At 46.0% G+C, this 16,505-nt stretch carries 13 protein-coding genes; 2 read left to right on the top strand and 11 right to left on the bottom strand.

The window, feature by feature from the left end; genetic code table 11:
- Positions 1-1,221, top strand: coding sequence for an HDOD domain-containing protein (locus ACZ5PW_RS12665; protein WP_464554191.1), 1,221 nt, complete (start codon positions 1-3; stop codon positions 1,219-1,221).
- A 2-nt stretch (positions 1,222-1,223) separates the two neighbouring features.
- On the opposite strand, the gene ACZ5PW_RS12660 is transcribed toward ACZ5PW_RS12665, so the two are convergent.
- From ACZ5PW_RS12660 to xerD, 11 genes are all read right to left on the bottom strand, one after another.
- Positions 1,224-2,345, bottom strand: coding sequence for a sensor histidine kinase (locus ACZ5PW_RS12660; protein WP_464554187.1), 1,122 nt, complete (start codon positions 2,343-2,345; stop codon positions 1,224-1,226).
- Between the two features lie 284 nt (positions 2,346-2,629).
- Positions 2,630-3,895 carry a replication-associated recombination protein A gene (locus ACZ5PW_RS12655; RefSeq protein WP_464554183.1) on the bottom strand — a complete coding sequence of 422 codons (1,266 nt, stop codon included), beginning with the start codon at positions 3,893-3,895 and terminating at the stop codon, positions 2,630-2,632.
- Positions 3,896-4,007: 112 nt separating this feature from the next.
- On the bottom strand, positions 4,008-4,736 hold the full coding sequence (locus ACZ5PW_RS12650) for a 16S rRNA (uracil(1498)-N(3))-methyltransferase (protein WP_464554180.1): 729 nt from the start codon (positions 4,734-4,736) through the stop codon (positions 4,008-4,010).
- Positions 4,737-4,872: 136 nt separating this feature from the next.
- The gene (gene lysA / locus ACZ5PW_RS12645; RefSeq protein WP_464554178.1) at positions 4,873-6,111 is read right to left on the bottom strand and encodes a diaminopimelate decarboxylase; all 1,239 of its coding nucleotides are present in this window, start codon (positions 6,109-6,111) and stop codon (positions 4,873-4,875) included.
- A 23-nt stretch (positions 6,112-6,134) separates the two neighbouring features.
- Positions 6,135-6,587: a hypothetical protein gene (locus ACZ5PW_RS12640; protein WP_464554174.1), complete on the bottom strand. Its 453-nt coding sequence runs from the start codon at positions 6,585-6,587 to the stop codon at positions 6,135-6,137.
- A gap of 3 nt (positions 6,588-6,590) precedes the next feature.
- Entirely contained in the window at positions 6,591-9,242 is a 2,652-nt protein-coding gene (gene mutS / locus ACZ5PW_RS12635; RefSeq protein WP_464560405.1) for a DNA mismatch repair protein MutS, read from the bottom strand.
- A 26-nt stretch (positions 9,243-9,268) separates the two neighbouring features.
- Complete coding sequence (locus ACZ5PW_RS12630) at positions 9,269-10,405, bottom strand: tetratricopeptide repeat protein (protein WP_464554172.1); 1,137 nt, start codon at positions 10,403-10,405, stop codon at positions 9,269-9,271.
- A gap of 24 nt (positions 10,406-10,429) precedes the next feature.
- Positions 10,430-10,798: a LapA family protein gene (locus ACZ5PW_RS12625; protein ID WP_464554170.1), complete on the bottom strand. Its 369-nt coding sequence runs from the start codon at positions 10,796-10,798 to the stop codon at positions 10,430-10,432.
- Positions 10,799-10,814: 16 nt separating this feature from the next.
- Positions 10,815-11,306: an HIT family protein gene (locus ACZ5PW_RS12620; protein ID WP_464554167.1), complete on the bottom strand. Its 492-nt coding sequence runs from the start codon at positions 11,304-11,306 to the stop codon at positions 10,815-10,817.
- Between the two features lie 315 nt (positions 11,307-11,621).
- On the bottom strand, positions 11,622-14,285 hold the full coding sequence (locus tag ACZ5PW_RS12615; protein ID WP_464554165.1) for a CBS domain-containing protein: 2,664 nt from the start codon (positions 14,283-14,285) through the stop codon (positions 11,622-11,624).
- Positions 14,286-14,295: 10 nt separating this feature from the next.
- Positions 14,296-15,210, bottom strand: a complete 915-nt coding sequence (gene xerD / locus ACZ5PW_RS12610) for a site-specific tyrosine recombinase XerD (RefSeq protein WP_464554163.1) — start codon at positions 15,208-15,210, stop codon at positions 14,296-14,298.
- Positions 15,211-15,327: 117 nt separating this feature from the next.
- Between xerD and ACZ5PW_RS12605 the strand changes: the two genes are divergently transcribed.
- Positions 15,328-16,494, top strand: coding sequence for an LL-diaminopimelate aminotransferase (locus tag ACZ5PW_RS12605; protein ID WP_464554161.1), 1,167 nt, complete (start codon positions 15,328-15,330; stop codon positions 16,492-16,494).
- The last annotated feature ends 11 nt before the right edge of the window (positions 16,495-16,505 follow it).

Genomic DNA, 16,505 nt, shown 5'->3' with positions numbered 1-16,505 from the left:
ATGCAAAGTGTAAGTATAGATGAAGTTAAGCCCGGAATGATTCTGGCAGCGAATATCGAAAAATCAGGTAGATTGCTTTTGCCTGCCGGTTCGATCCTGACCAACAGCAACATTACGATTTTTAAGCGGCAGGGTGTTGAATCTGTACTGATTATAACTTCAGAGGAGCAGGAACCGGACGAACAGAGCATAGACCGGGCTTTCATGTATGTACGTGATTACTTTATGTTTGTTGATCATGATCATCCCGCGATAGTCAGGATGTTTGATATAGCTGTTTATAAAACAGCCCTTAAGCTCATGGAGGGATGGAGATTGCCGACCCCGGAAGAACAGACGGTGGTTGAGCTTGATGATATGAGAGATCTTTTTTACCGCGATGAAGGATCTGTGGAGGACGTTGTGGACGATGAATTGAAAGTTGCATCGTTCCCCGATATTTTTTTCAAAGTCAAAGAAGCCGTATCAGCTACCAATTCCTCTGCAGAACATATTGCTGAGGTGGTAGGCCTTGATGTCGGTCTTTCCACTCAGATACTTAAACTTGTCAATAGTCCTCTTTACGGTTTTCCGTCTGAAATAAGTTCTCTCACAAGGGCTGTCGCCTTGATCGGCGGTAAGGAGCTTTGCACTTTGGCTCTCGGGCTTTCAACCATAGGATATTTCAGGGATATCCCGCCTGAATTGGTTGATATGCGTTCATTCTGGATGCATTCATTGACAAGTGCGGTTTTCTGCAAAGTTATAGCTGAACAGATTGAAGGAGTAACCCCGGAGGAAATGTTTACTGCTGGATTGCTGCATGATGTGGGAAGACTCATTCTGTTTAAAAAGATGCCTTGCAGTGCAGTTCAGGCCATGATCTATGCCCGTGAAAATTTCATACCACTGGTTGAAGCTGAAGATATGGTTCTTGGGTTCAATCATACAGATGTTGCAAGAGAAATGTTTAAACGCTGGAATTTCCCCCCCCGGCTGATAGATATCATTTCATCACATCACTCGCCGAAAAATTCGGAAAATTACCGGGAAACAGCCGTACTCCAACTTGCAGACAACCTGACACTGGCAGTAGGTGTTTCTGAAGGGGGGATGTATGTCCTGCCCGGTATCGAAAATGGAGTTTGGGAAAACCTGGAAATTGATGAGAACGGCTTAACTGAAATAGTAAAAGATTACGATCATCAGATCAAAGAATTATTCAACACCTTCTTTGATTAGGATCAAGAATTCTTCTTACCGCAGCAGTCACTGTAAGGGCAGGGGAGTTCTATGGTTATAGTCGTACCCAAACCGGGACCGTCACTTTCAATTTTTAATTTACCCTGATGCTCAAAAACGATCTTCTTGACTCGGGAAAGGCCCATTCCCACCCCTTTTGCTTTAGTGGAAAAAAAGGGATCCATGACATGATTGATATTGTGATCAGGTATTCCCATACCATGGTCAATCATTTCAATGCTGATTATTCCATCTTCACGCTCAACCCTTACCAGAACATCGGTCGTTTTTTCAGGAGTGAAATTACTGGCATTTAGCAAAAGCTCAACTACAGCCGTTTGAAAAAGGTTTTTGTCCACGATAAATTTCTCGACTGAACATTCAAACTTCATTTCAATGCATTCGCCGATACGGTCCAATATCGTGTTTGCGTTGACATTTGCTCCTTCAAAAAGTTCCACAACGTCCACTTCAACCGGATCAGGTTTAGGGATATCTGAGTAGGTACGGACAGCTGCGACTAGACCTTCCAGTTTCAATGCTTCTTCGGTTATGATCTGGACATCTCGTTTTAAAGGGTCGCCTTCAGGAAGTTTGCGTGAAATCAGGTTTGCCATTCCACCTATTACTGTGGCGGGATTGAGTACCTGATGCGCTACGGCTTGAGACAGTGAATCCAGACCTTCGATCCGCTCTTTCTGAAGTTCAGCATTGCGGGAAAGAATTTGTTTTTCCCGTTCCTCACTGTTGAATATATCGGTGATATCTTCAAACAGAAAAACCATACCAACTGTTATGCCGTTTTCAGTAAGAAAAGAAGAAGTTACAGACAACCGCTTGGGACAAGGCTGGCCCTTTTTTCTGTAAGGAACTATATGCTTTAAGCCGATTCTCTTTTCATTGATCACATCAAGAACAACTTGGTTGAACTCGGTATTCGAAGTTGCGTCTGTGATAAAAAGCTCACCCCATCCGGAACCGATGTCCTCATTAAGTTTAAGCCCCAGAATATTACATACTGCCGTGTTCAGATAAATAATTTCCCCTTCATGGGAAATGACCATAAGACCAACATCAAGGCTTTCAATAATATTTTCGACTATCAGACTGTTAAATGATGCCATATTCAATCCCTTTTAGAGCTATTTTCTTTTAACTATACATCTCGCAAACAATTGAAGCAATGATTTAGGAAAAAGAGCTTGGTATGATTGTCAATGGTTAAATCAGCTGATTTTAGCGGAGAACCAGATTTTGGCGCAAAAAAGGCGGAAATGAAAAATATTTAAATATGCCTGAACTCCCGTTGTCTCACTACTCAACACTAGCGTAGAATATGGAGACTAAAAAATCTGCAACTATCTAATTTTGCCATGTTATGTTGCTTAGCCAGCAGTTAGCAACATTTCTATTTTTTCCTTCCTGAAGGAGGAGTGATGTCTTTCCGGGGTCTGGCTGAACGCCGCTGCCCTTGGAGCCAGGCGTTCAGGCGCGGTTCTTCCCCCTGATCTTTTGGGGAGTAAAAGGTACGGTCAGATATTTCCGGTGGCAGGTATTCCTGCTCTACATAAGATTTAGGAAAGGAATGCGGGTACTTGTAATTCCGTCCATATCCCCATTCTTTTTGCAGGCTTGTAGTTGCATTTCGAAGATGGAGAGGAACGGGGAGCATGCCATTCTGACGAATTTCCTGTTTCACGGTGTGGTATGCCGCGTAAGTGCTGTTACTTTTGGGAGCAAGGGCCAGATACACAACCGCTTCAGACATGGGAATAAATCCCTCGGGCATACCGATGAACTCGACTGCCTGTTGACAGGATACAGCAAGAGTCATGGCGTAAGGATCAGCAAGACCGATATCTTCTCCGGCTGAAATGATCAGTCTGCGGGTTATGAATTTCGGGTCTTCACCACTTTCTATCAGGCAACCCAAGTAATAAAGCGCAGCGTCCGGATCACTTCCCCGGATTGATTTGATCAATGCGGACGCCAATTCATAATGTGAATCTCCATCACGATCTCCCCGGATGACCGTGTCCGGGAGGATAGAGCGCAGCTTCTCCACTTCTCTTTTCTCTTCAGGCAATTGTGAGGTGTATTCAAGGAGATTGAGAAGGGTCCTTCCATCGCCTCCCGCCAGAGAAGCAATTAGATTCAGGCTGTCGGCATTCAGGGACATTTCAAGTTCTTCACATGCCCGCTTGCAGATAGCGATAAGATCCACTTTACTAAGTGACCTGAGCCTTAAAACATGCAGTCTTGAAAGCAACTGGCGGGTGATACTGAATGAAGGGTTTTCAGTTGTTGTCGCCAGAAGTGTTATCTCACCGGACTCAAGGATCGGAAGAAAGAAATCCTGCTGTGCTTTTGAAAAACGGTGCAGCTCATCAAGAATGAGGATATCCATTCCCGCAAGCTGTTTACGCAGAGCGGCAATACCGGCTTCCGGAGCACTGATTCTGACATAATGCCGTCCAGTTGATTTTGCCAGAAGAAGAGCAAGAGTGGATTTTCCGCAACCGGGAGGACCGAACAGCAGCAGACTTGGAAGACGCTTTGCTCTTTCAAATGCCTCAACACGTTCGCGGATATGGTTCTGTCCCACAAATTCATCTATTTTTCGGGGACGGATGCGGTCTGCAAGCGGCTGATTGTCAGTCAACTCTAATTTCACTTCATTCTCCTGAAAACATAACCGAGAGTTCTACGGCTGGGTAAATACCTGTTCCAATAATATTCTAAAACAAAGATATATTATAAAATGGACACGTCACTGTGCTGTTAATTTATTTTCCAGACTTTTGCCTTTCCAGATAGGCTGTACCAAGGCAGAGCAGGGCAGCAGTCTCCCACCGCAGAATTGAACAGCCGAGGCTGCAGGCGATAAAACCGTTTTCCATGAGAAGTTCAGCTTCTCTGGGACTGAAACCTCCCTCGGGACCGATTACCGCAACAGTGGAGTCCTGCGCAAGCAGCTTGTTTTCCGGGATTTCATTTTCAGTAGCATTTTCCCATAATATCAGTTTATTGGAAAAGTGCTTAGTAGCATCAATCAGGTTATCTACAGATCGGGTAACTGTACTGAGCTCAGGAAGCCAGGGATTTCCGCATTGTTTTGCAGCGGAAACAAGCTTCTCGGTCCACGTTTCCTTTATTTCGCCCGGAACTTTGCCCTGAGTGAATTCACTCTGAAAAAAGATAAGACCATTGGCTTCAAGTTCAACTGACTTTTCAAGTATCCAGTTCCGCCTTGAAGATTTGTTCCAGCCAATTGCCAGAGTTAGTCCCCGCCTGTCCGTGTGTTTTTTCTCGTCTAAAAGATCGAGCAAAACTCGGGATTTGGACACCTCTGTGATTTCAAAATGTCCATCACGTCCGCATCCATCAAAAAGGCGAACTTTTTCTCCTGGCCTGGCACGAAGCACCTTAGACAAATGCTTAGCTTCTCCTCCTTCAAGTACAAAAGGAGGGGACCAATCTTCGGGGGCTAAATAAAAAGAATTAAGTCTGGCCATGGTTTTCTATTCTTACTCTCCAAAATAGAAAAATCCCTCAACAGGGATTAAAGTTGCTGACAAAGCCGACTGCCTGAAAATATTTGGATAGAACGGACAGAGGGCATAACAGCCCTCTGTCCGTGATTAAACAATACTATGATTCAAGGTTGAGCAGATCTTCGTATGTTTCCCTTCTTCGGGCAATGATTACATCATCACCATCAACAATGATCTCAGCAGCCCTGAGACGTGAATTGTAGTTTGAAGACATGGTGAAACCGTATGCTCCGGCAGAGTAAACAGCCAGGAGTTCCCCCTGTTTGATTTCAGGAAGCTTGCGGTCCTTGGCGAGAAAGTCACCGGATTCGCAGATGGGACCTACCACATCATAATCCACTTCAGGACGGTCGTTCTTAACAACTTCATCAATGGTATGATGGGATTGATAAAGCGAAGGACGTACTAGATCGTTCATTGCGGCATCAACAATCAGAAAATCCTTGGTAGGGGTTTTCTTGGTATAAATGACTTCGGTTACGAGAATACCGGCATTACCGGCAATAACACGGCCCGGTTCAAGGATCACTTTAAGATTCTTACCCGCGAGAGCCTTGCTGAGGGCTTCACCGAATTCCTTGGGATGCGGAGGAGTCTCAGCATCATAGGTAATACCGAGTCCGCCACCGAGGTCAAGGTGTTCAATCTCAACGCCCATCTGATGGAGCTCTTCCCTGAACGCCAGAAGTTTATCCAGAGCTTCAAGGAAAGGTTCAATTGTTGTCAGCTGGGATCCGATGTGACAATCCATGCCGACAGGGCTGATGTTGGAAAGGTCTTTGGCGGTCTTGTAAGCTTCCTTGGCTGTTTCCATATCAAGACCGAATTTGTTCTTTTTCATTCCGGTGGAAATATATGGATGGGTCTGGGGATCAACATCAGGGTTGATACGGAAGCTGATATGAGCGGTTTTACCCATTGAAGACGCCACTTCATTGATTTTGTGCATTTCAGCAACAGACTCAACATTGAACATCAGAATGTCAGCCTTAAGGGCTTCAGCTATTTCATAAGCTTTTTTACCGACGCCAGAGTAAACAATCTTGTTTGCGGGAACGCCTGCTTTTAATGCGCGAAAAAGCTCACCACCGGAAACGATATCCATACCCGCACCCTGTTCTGCGAGGAGCTTGAGCACACTCAGGTTGGAGTTGGCTTTAACGGAGTAGCAGGTCATGTGATCCAGCCCGGTAAAGGCAGAATCAAAGGCTTCGAAGTGTCTGCGCAGGGTAGCAGCAGAATAAACGTAAAGAGGGGTGCCGTATTCATTGGCAAGTTCGGGGATGCTGATATTCTCAGCATGAAGGATATTATCCTTGAATTCGAAATGATGCATGGTGGAAGGACTCCATATTTAGATTAAGGTGCAGCTGTATACACGTCGGATATAACAACTCCGAGTGTGTCGTAGACGTTGCGTGCTACAACTCTCCAACGATAGCTTTTTGCGGGATCAAGTCCACATTCGCTGAATACGAAAGTAGGGCCGTCAGATTGAATACCTTCGGAACCGGGAACAAATTCTTTTCTTATTGCCGGAAAAAAAGGACAGGTGGGACAGCCTTCTCCGGGGCCGGAACCGTCAGCTTGGAATTGAAGACTCAGATTGTCCACATTTTGGTACGAACCGTCAACCTTTACTACCACTTTGAGACATTCTCCCACTCTGCGCCCTTCAACGGACGCAAATGTGAACAGGTCGTCACTTTTTTGCGGAGCAGGCCAGACTTTTACGCCGCATCCGGTTGATCCAAGCAGAAAGACGGCAAGGATTGCCAGCATTAAATTTCTTTTGAAAAATCGAGATTTCATCAATTAGTCTCCCAGTGATTTCTTCCACTGATTAAGCAGAGTGAGGGCTTCTATAGGCGAAAGTCCGTTAACGTCAAGATCCCGCAGTTCTTTAACAATTGCATGATCTTCGGGCGGAGCTTCATTTTTGTTTTCATTTCCGGAGCAGAGCATTCCGGGGAGGATGGATTGGACCGCAGAGCTCCGGGGAGCGTGTTCAGAACTGCCGTCCCTGGATTTTTCTTCCAGTTCCGCCAGAATCTCTCTTGCTCTGACTACTACAGGTTTAGGCACTCCGGCAAGTCTGGCTACTTCAATTCCATAGCTTTTGTCCGCTGGACCGGGCACGAGTCTTCTGAGAAACAGAATGTCTCCCTTCCATTCACGCACCGCGATATTGAAATTGCGTAATCCGTCAATCACACCTTCGAGTGAAGTCAATTCGTGATAGTGTGTGGCAAAGAGGGTTCTTATTCCTCCACGGGCACGGCGTGAAAGCTCTTCCACCACAGCCCAGGCAAGGGCCAGTCCGTCAAAGGTGCTTGTTCCACGCCCGATTTCATCAAGAATAACAAGACTTCGCATGGATGCCTGCCGCAGAATTCTGGCAGTTTCCATCATTTCAACCATAAATGTAGACTGTCCCTGTGCAAGGTTGTCAGAGGCTCCGACCCTAGAAAAAACACGATCCATAAGACCTATACGGCCCTTGTAGGCCGGGATGTAAGAACCGATCTGGGCCATTATACCCATAATCGCCACCTGCCTGAGTACGGTTGATTTACCTGCCATGTTGGGGCCGGTAATAAGCAGGATTCGTCTTTTCTCATCAATGGTAAGGGAGTTGGGTATGTAGTTGGCGGAGCCCTGTACAGCTTCAACAACCGGATGGCGTCCTTCTTCAATAGACACTTCCATTCCGGCATGAATTTCAGGACAGACCCAGCGGTTGACCCTTGCGGCCTCAGCCAGTCCCTGCCAGAAATCAATTGCGGCAACAGCATCGGCCATGAACATGAACCGGGTGCGGTTTTTGGCAACTTCATCCCGAACCCTCTGAAACATGCTGTATTCCAGAGTCTTGCGTTTTTCGGAAGCTGAAAGAAGCTTTTCCTCAAGAGTCTTGAGCTCCGGTGTGATGTACCGTTCACTGTTCACAAGAGTCTGGCGGCGTTCAAAATAATCAGGAACCTGTCCCTTGAAAGCTTTGGACAGTTCGAAATAATAGCCAAAGACTTTATTAAAACCCAATTTCAATTTGGGCAGATCATTATTCTTTTTTTCCTGTTCAAGGAGATCCGTCAGAGTGGATTCCCCATGCTCAGTCAACTGGATGAGTTCATCCAGCTCAGCGTTGAATCCGGTCTTGAAAAGACCGCCTTCGGTAATAACCGGCGGAGGATTATCCACCAGAGCTTTGTCCAGCATCTCTTCCACATCTTTCATATTGTCCCATTTAGAGACAATAGTCCGCAGTGCAGGAGCCATTGTTATGGTATCTTCATCAGCCTTGCGTGCTGCTTTAAGAAGAAATTCCTGAACAGGAGGAAGAGTCTTCAGGCTCTGTCGCAGTCCGATAAAATCCTTGGGGTTGGCACGGCCCAGTACAACTCGTGTTGAGAGTCTTTCAAGGTCGTAAACAGTATCAAGCAACTCCCGGATCCGGGCACGCAGGGAATCATCCTCAAAAAAGAAAGATACTGCCCGCTGGTTCTGTTCAATAGGCCCCATATCCCGCCATGGCTGCTTCAAACGTGAGGCAAGAAGCCTTCCGCCCATGGGGGTTATGGTTTTATCCATTACCGCCAGAAGTGTACCTTTGCCTTTTCTGCCGTCCAGACGTCTGAAAATTTCAAGATTGCGCTCGGTAACTTCATCAAGGATCATGTGTTTCGTGAGGTTCAACGGCTTGAACTCTCCTAAATGAGTGAACTCCTGCATCTGGGTCTGCCGCAGATAGGCCAGAAGTGCACCGCATGTCTGAGTAAGCTGCGGCTTGTCTTCAAGGTCCAACGCTGCGAGGTCAGCCACGTTCTGAACTTCAAGTATGCTGTCACCGGCGGATTTGAGGTTAAAGAAACCAGCGGAAGGAGCAGGGGTTATACGGGCGTCAATTTCACCATATTGGGGCGGAATAGCTTTTCCCTGCGGAAGAATCAACTCCTTGGGATTAACCTTTAACGCCCACTGCCAGAGGTCATTCTCATTTTTGCTTTGAAGTCCGCTCCATTGGCCGGTGGAAAAATCCACCCAGGCTATACCGCCCGCGTTTTTGGCCTCGTCCCACAGAACAGCGGCAAGGTAGTTGTTGGCTTTAGCTGAAAGGGTATCATCATCAATCACTGTCCCCGGAGTATAGACCTGTGTTACTGCTCGTTTGACCAGTCCCTTTGCCTGCTTGGGATCTTCAATCTGGTCACAGACAGTGATGGTGAATCCTTTGTCCACCAACTGGGAAATATAGTTTTTGGCCGCATGATGAGGAACACCGCACATGGGTACTTTGTGTTCAGAGTTGGGATTGCGGCAGGTCAGGGCAATCTGGAGTTCCCGGGCCGCAATTTCTGCGTCCTCAAAAAACAATTCGTAAAAATCCCCCATACGAAAGAAAAGCAGAGAATCAGGATAATCTTCCTTGATCTCAAGGTACTGCTTGAACATGGGGGTGAGTTTCATTTTGCTCACGATAATATATGGATGGCTTACTGGTTCAGTTCTTTACGGAACGTAATGGAATGCCAACTGCGACACCTCGGACAGATGAAAAATATTCTATCCCTCTTTATACCGCAACTGGAACAGGTAAATCGTTGCACCTTTCTGGCAATACTGACAAAAAAATCAAGCTGATTTTTAAATGAAGGTGTAAGCTGCTGATGTTTCTGAGCAAGCCTGAAAAGATCAAGACGGGCCAGCCAGAAATCATGATTAAGCATCAAAGTTTTCTCGAGCCATACACTGGCTTCCTCTTCACGCCCACACAACTGAAGAAGTCTGGCACCGTAATAATGCATGATTACGTCAGGGTCAGATTTTTCAATTTCTTCAACCATTACTTTATAAAATGGTAGATTACGATCCTTGTCTTCATCAACTTTGCTTAACAGAGTATCGCCGAATATGAGTGAATCCGCAAGCAGACCCTCAACAAGTACGAATCTGAGTTTAACCGGAACACATGAAAGAGATTCTTTGAACTTTTCAATAAACTCATGCAGAGAGCCTTCTTTTTTCAGTCTGGTCAAAACCAGCAGCCATGCTTCTGCGGAGTGAGGGGAAATTTTAAGTGCATTCTTGAGAGTGCGGTATGCCTTTGCATCCTCACCCTCATTGAACTCATCTTCGGCCTGGCAGGTAAGGTAATGTGCTTCCTGTACAGGACGGGAAAGGGTGGAATAAAAAGAGGCCGCCCGTTCGAATTCACGGCTTCTGGCTGCTATTTCAGCCAATTCAATAAGTATCTCAGGAGAATCTCCGGCTATTTCACGCGCTTTTTCAAAAGCACTCACCGCACGATCCAGAAAACCTCCTCGGCTGAAATCACGTCCCAGTTCGTACAGGGCGCGAGCTTTTGTTTCAGGAGTCAGTCCCGGACGTAAAATCAAACTGTTTCTGATCTGTGCAGCACGTTCTATCTCTCCCTGAGAACGGTACAGGTTCCCCAGGGCTAGATAAATTTCAACAGCTTCAGGATTGTCTTTAACGACCTTGCTCAGTTCATCGATCGCGGCCCGGGTATCCGGAAGTCCGCCCCTGTTCAGAGGTCTGTCAGAAGAATAAGACGGTGCCCGATTATCGGACACCGTCTTTTTCTTTTTGAATACGCTTAAAAGAGACACGTATACTCCGTATTCATGTTCAGCTTAAGCCTGTTCTTCGCGTTTTTCTTCAGCAGGTTCTGATGCTGCGGAGGGGTAGTTACCTTCGTCAAGGGGCATATTGCGCAGGGAGTTAACTTCCTGCTCAAGGTTGGCCATTCTGGTACGGCATGTACGAAGCTGACCGGAAAGACGGATTTTGTCGCCCATGAAATAGAGCAGAGTGATAACAGCGCCGACGGCGAAAGCAGTCAGGATAAGCAGGTAGTAAGGAAGTTCCTGGCTAGTGAACTTATACTGCAGCAGTTCTATGGACAGAACAACGGTCTTACCGAGTTCGGGAGTATTCTGAACAAAGAATACCATTGAAAAGAAAAACAGGATTACCAGAGCCAAAACCTTCAAGTAACGCATGAAACCCTCCTTAGTGTTACTTAGCGACAATGCTGTCAAAAAACGGCTTGAGCCTTTTATAAGTTGAGGACAGGTGATCGGGAATAACATTTGTTTCACCGAACACCGCCATAAACGATGCATCCCCGTTCCAACGCGGAACGAGTTGAAAGTGGAGATGGGCGGCGATCCCAGCTCCGGCTGCTTCCCCTATATTCAGACCGACATTGATCCCCTGAGGATTACATGCCTTCTCCAGAATATCGCAGCTTATTGTTATATACTTCATGATCTCTGAAGCTTCTGCCTCATCAAGATCAGTAAGTTTACTCACATGCCTGTAGGGCGTAACCATAAGATGACAATTATTATAAGGAAATTTGTTCATGATCACAAAACAGTGCTCAGCTCTGTGCAGAATCAGTCTTTCCTCGTCTTCATCAGTGCTTTCCGGAATACAGAAAACACATTCGTCCGGCTTGGGACCCAATATATAATCCATTCGCCATGGAGCCCACAATACGTCCATATTTCAAGCAACCTTTACAATATCTTAATATGGATAAAAAGATATTGTTGATTTTGTTTGATATCAAACAGAAGGCGCTGACTGTTGATTTGATCAAACGATATAAAATTCCACTAATTAAATACGAACTAATTTTCAACAACTAATATAAGAAACGTTGCTGTTCGATTAAAGACGCCTTTTAAAAAACATAACCATTTTAGTAAAAGTGTGCATGTTCTACACGGGTTACAGCTCAAGAGCAAGCGAAACCCCTCTTTTATGCACCTGATACCTTTTCTAAATTAAATTTTCAGTTTGAAATTTTATAAAACTCTATTTCGATATTTTCCTGATTTCATTTTCCAGAAACTCAAGCTGCTCTCTTCTACCTCTCAGGTCACCATCCAGAACCGCAAGCCTTGTTTTGTACAGAAGCTCGGAATACTTAGGTCCGGGGGGCAGGCCGAGTGTCTTGAGATCCTCACCAGAGACATCAACTTCTTTAAGTCTCAGACTGGTGAGATATTGAGAGATATATTTTTTGATCATTTCCCGCTTTGTTCGGGCCATAATGAACAGAATGCCTTCAAGGGGAACAGGGTGCAGGATATCAAAAATCTCACTTGGCTTGAGTTCCTGCTTGATGTTCATGATATTTCCGGCTGCCCAGAAAATTGTGTCACGCAAATGAACGAACTCTTTCCTTTCGCTGGGAGAAAAACTGAACCGATCATAGATCTGTTCCATTTTTCCTTTAGAAATCCCCATGCACATACCCAGAAAATATGTTTTCCAGCTTTCAATGGGCGGATCAAGATAGAGAAGGCTGTACCAGCTCAGTACTTTATCAAGCTCCCCAAGCACCTGAATACGGGCGTTATTTAGTAATAACAATGGGTGAACAGCTTCAAGTACCCCCAGTTCATTCAATCTGCGAATACTTTTCTGTGCAGTCTCTTCATCCAGAATAAGTCTGAGTTCATGCATCAGCCGGTAACCGGAAAGCTTGTTTATCAGGTTGAGCTTGAGAGCATTTTTAATGAGACTCAGCGTCTGTCCGCCGATTCTGAATCCATAGCGCTGCTCAAACCGTACGGCGCGCATAATCCTTGTCGGATCTTCAACAAAACTGAGCGCGTGAAGAACACGAACCGTCCTGTCCTTGAGATCTCGCTGCGAACCGAAGAAATCAACCAGCTTTCCAAAGCTAGACGGGTTTATATGGACAGCCAGCGCGTTAATTGTAAAATCCCGTCGATAAAGATCCATCTTTATTGAAGACAGCTCAACAGTGGGCAGGGCGGCCGGATATTCGTAATATTCAAGGCGGGCAGTAGCTACGTCAACCCGCTGTCCGTCAGGAAGTATCACGACCGCTGTTTTGAATTTCCGGTGATATTTCGCGCGTCCTTCCATTCTTCTTGCAAGCTTTTTGGCGAACGCTATGCCGTCTCCTTCAACCACCAGATCCAGATCAAAATTACTCTTGGTCAGAAGGATATCCCTGACAAAACCACCTACAACATACGCTTGCGTCCCTAGTTCTTCAGCCATTTCCCCGGCTGTCTCAAGAATGTCCAGAATCTGGTTCGGCAAACGGTTGCGCATGATATTGCGAATGTTCCGTTCCTGTTTTTTGTCAGGAAACAATGATTCAGGAATCCGGGACGGATCCTTGACCAGTAGATTGATCAGATCTGTACGGGTAACAACCGCTATCAACTGATCGTTTTCAACCACCGGAACAAGACGCTGTTTCTGTCCGAGTATGATCTCCATAACCCTGTGCAGCCCCGAATCAACTTTTATGGATGAAAAAGGGTTCTGCATATAAATTTCAACTTCCACGTCACCAAGATTGTGGGAGAGAGCCTTGTCGGCGGTTTTCTGCTCTAGAATGCCCACAACCCGCATGTTATCCATTGAGTCAACGACCGGAACGCCCTTAAGACTGTAATGAGTCATGCGTTCAACAGCTTTCTGGATGGACATATCCCGGGCGATTGCTACAGGAGGGCGGGACATGATTGATTCCACATTCATCTGCGGAGATACTTTTGAGTAAAGTATGGCGAAAAGTTCGTCACGGACTTCGGCAAGGGTCCTGTCCTTGATTGTTGCCGAGGCGGCATAGACGTGTCCACCGCCTCCGAAAGTGGTACAGACTGCGCCTACATCAATATCATTTGTTCTCGAACGGGCAACAAGGTGGATTCGGTCATTCATACGCGCGAGTGCGAACAAAACCTTAATATTTTCCACATCCATGAATTTATGGACCAGAACAGAAAAATCGCCGACATATTCCGCCGTACTTATCTCGGTGATTACGACATCAAGATCATTTATGGAATGAGTGGTGGCTCCTTCGAGCAGGCGGCCCAGAAGAGTTATCTGCTGGGCGGTTAGATCCCGGTTCAGCAGATCAGTTATGACATCAAGCTCCATACCGTTTTTAAGCAGCCACTTTCCGGCCTCGAAGTCGTGTTCTGTAGTGGAGTTGAAACCGAATGAACCTGTGTCTTCATATAGCCCAAGCCCCATTATGGTAGCTTCTTCCTGATTGATTTCAATGTCGCGCTTGCGGATCTCGTGCGAGAGGATGGCAACACTCGAGCCCCAGGGCTTCTTGATTATAAATTCTGGATCAAGATCACATTCTGATTTCATGTGGTGATCGTAAATGTGAATGCGCAATTCCGGATTTTTGAGAATAGGGTGGACATGCAGAATTCTTTTTTTTCTGGATGTATCAACCACCACAAGAAGTTTTACCGAATTTTTGTCTATTTCTTTCAAGTGCTTGAAATTGAAGAAATATGTCGCACTTTCCATGTAAAAATTTCGAAGGTTTTTTTCCTGGCTTCCCGGAAAAATCAGGATGGCCCCGGGATAAAGCTTTCCCGCAGCTACAATAGCAGCCAGACAGTCGAAATCGGCATTAACATGGCCTGTTATTATTGTTTCCGCTTTTATCAGCTCTTCATTTTTTGACATTCTTAAAATCTCACATTACAGATCGTGGGTGAAAGCGTTTGTGGAGTTGGACCAATCTTCCGGCTTGAATATGTGTGTATATTTCAGTAGCGTTAATGTTCGAATGACCTAAGAGCAGCTGGACTGTACGTAAATCCGCGCCGCCATCCAGCAAGTGGGTGGCAAATGAATGCCTGAAAGTGTGCGGTGATATTGAGCGTTTGATTCCTGCTTCCAGCGTGTATTTCTTTATCATTTTCCAGACCCCCTGTCTGGTCAATCCCTTTCCGGACCTGTTGAGAAACACGTTCTTAACTTTGGGATTAAAGGCAGGACGCCAATCCTTAATGTATTGGTTTAAGTAATTTTGCGCCACATAATGAATGGGTACCAACCGTTCTTTCGAGCCTTTGCCGAAAATTATGAGAACTCCGGTCTGCGGATCGAAATCCTCAATCCTGAGGTCAACCAGTTCAGAGACTCTCATACCGGCCGCATAGAGAAGCTCCAGCATTGCCCGGTCCCGAAAACCGAGTTTTTCGGTCAAAACGGGAAGTGCGAGTATTCGTGCGATCTCTTCCGGTGAAAGGAACTCGGGAATTTTTCTGGGGAGTTTTGGGTTTTCCAGCAGGGTAGCAGGGTTATCTTTGATAAATCCGCGTGTCATGCAGAAATCGAAAAATCCCCGTAAAGACGAAAGATGCCTCGCAAGTGAGGTTGATTTCAATGCTTTCGACCTTAAATATGTAAGGTAGAGCAGTAATGTCTGACCTGTGGCGTCCTCAATTTTAGCTGACCTTTCCTCCAGAAAGGCCTGAAAAGACTCCAGATCACTCAGATATCCGTTAAGGCTGTTCTCCGAAAGCCCCCGCTCGATGAGCAGATGCTCAAGATAGCGGTCGATCCATTGGTGTTTTGCGGACGTTTTGTTCTCGTTTTCAGTCATATGGGTTATTCATTACACCGATGACTGCATCTGCTCAAGCTGATTGACAGAGCAAACAAGCCCAATTAAATAGTTCGAGAATAAATTAACCAAAAAAAATGACAGGAGCACATCGAAATGCCAGAATTCAAACTTGCCGACAGGCTTGCAACTCTTCCCCCTTACCTTTTTGCTGAAATCGATAGACTCAAGGCGGAAGTTGCTGCTCAAGGTGTGGACATCATCAGCCTCGGCATCGGCGATCCTGACCTTCCGACTCCCGATTTCATTATTGAAGCTCTGCACAAGGCAGCTAAAAATCCGGTCAACCATCAGTATCCCTCTTACGTGGGACTGCTTACCTTCCGTCAGGCTGTGGCCGACTGGTACAAGGAAAGGTTTAACGTTGAACTTGATGCTGCCACAGAAGTAGTATCACTCATCGGTTCCAAAGAAGGTATTGCACACTTCCCGCTGGCCTTCGTAAACCCCGGAGACCTCGTCCTGGTTGCATCCCCCAACTATCCTGTTTATCCCGTAGCTTCCGGTTTTGCAGGCGGAGAAGTTGAAATGATCCCTCTCCTGGAGGAAAATGACTTCCTTCCCGATCTCGATGCAATCGAAGACGCCAAATGGGACAGATGCAAAATCATCTTTGTAAACTACCCCAACAACCCGACTTCCGCTACTGCAACTCCCGAGTTCTACGAGGCTCTCGTTGCTAAGGCCAAGAAGCACAACGTTATCATCGCCGCAGACGCTGCATATACAGAAGTCTATTACGATGAAGACAAAAAGCCCATCTCCATTCTGGAAACTCCCGGAGCCAAAGATGTTGCCATTGAATTCCATTCCCTGTCCAAGACCTACAACATGACAGGCTGGCGCTGCGGGATGGCCGTTGGTAACCCGACTCTGGTTGCCGGACTTGGAAAAATTAAGGAAAATGTCGATTCCGGTATTTTTCAGGCTGTACAGGAAGCCGGAATTGTTGCACTTAAAGAGGGCGAACCTTACGTTAAGGAATTCCGCAAGATCTACAAAGAGCGTCGCGACTGCGTGATTGAAGCTCTGGAAAAGATCAATATTTCCTGCAAGGTGCCTGATGCATCCATATTCGTATGGGCCAAGACTCCGGAAGGATACACTTCTTCCGAGTTCGTATCCAAGCTCCTGAAGGAAACCGGCGTTGTTGTTACTCCCGGTAACGGCTTTGGCGAATCCGGTGAAGGGTATTTCAGAATTTCGCTGACTGTCGATACCGACAGACTCAAGGAGGCAGTATCACGGATTTCCCAACTATAAAGGTCTACGTC

The organism is Maridesulfovibrio salinus (assembly GCF_055394525.1).
Note: the sequence above shows the minus strand (reverse complement) of the source record. Positions and strands in the feature narration are given on the sequence as shown.

What these genes read in the sequence shown, in the direction of transcription:
- xerD (WP_464554163.1), bottom strand. Translation starts at nt 15,210, where the DNA reads ATGACTGAAAACGAGAACAAAACGTCCGCAAAACACCAATGGATCGAC.
- ACZ5PW_RS12620 (WP_464554167.1), bottom strand. Translation starts at nt 11,306, where the DNA reads ATGGACGTATTGTGGGCTCCATGGCGAATGGATTATATATTGGGTCCC.
- ACZ5PW_RS12640 (WP_464554174.1), bottom strand. Translation starts at nt 6,587, where the DNA reads ATGAAATCTCGATTTTTCAAAAGAAATTTAATGCTGGCAATCCTTGCC.
- ACZ5PW_RS12660 (WP_464554187.1), bottom strand. Translation starts at nt 2,345, where the DNA reads ATGGCATCATTTAACAGTCTGATAGTCGAAAATATTATTGAAAGCCTT.
- ACZ5PW_RS12615 (WP_464554165.1), bottom strand. Translation starts at nt 14,285, where the DNA reads ATGTCAAAAAATGAAGAGCTGATAAAAGCGGAAACAATAATAACAGGC.
- ACZ5PW_RS12625 (WP_464554170.1), bottom strand. Translation starts at nt 10,798, where the DNA reads ATGCGTTACTTGAAGGTTTTGGCTCTGGTAATCCTGTTTTTCTTTTCA.
- ACZ5PW_RS12605 (WP_464554161.1), top strand. Translation starts at nt 15,328, where the DNA reads ATGCCAGAATTCAAACTTGCCGACAGGCTTGCAACTCTTCCCCCTTAC.
- ACZ5PW_RS12665 (WP_464554191.1), top strand. Translation starts at nt 1, where the DNA reads ATGCAAAGTGTAAGTATAGATGAAGTTAAGCCCGGAATGATTCTGGCA.
- mutS (WP_464560405.1), bottom strand. Translation starts at nt 9,242, where the DNA reads ATGAAACTCACCCCCATGTTCAAGCAGTACCTTGAGATCAAGGAAGAT.
- ACZ5PW_RS12650 (WP_464554180.1), bottom strand. Translation starts at nt 4,736, where the DNA reads ATGGCCAGACTTAATTCTTTTTATTTAGCCCCCGAAGATTGGTCCCCT.
- lysA (WP_464554178.1), bottom strand. Translation starts at nt 6,111, where the DNA reads ATGCATCATTTCGAATTCAAGGATAATATCCTTCATGCTGAGAATATC.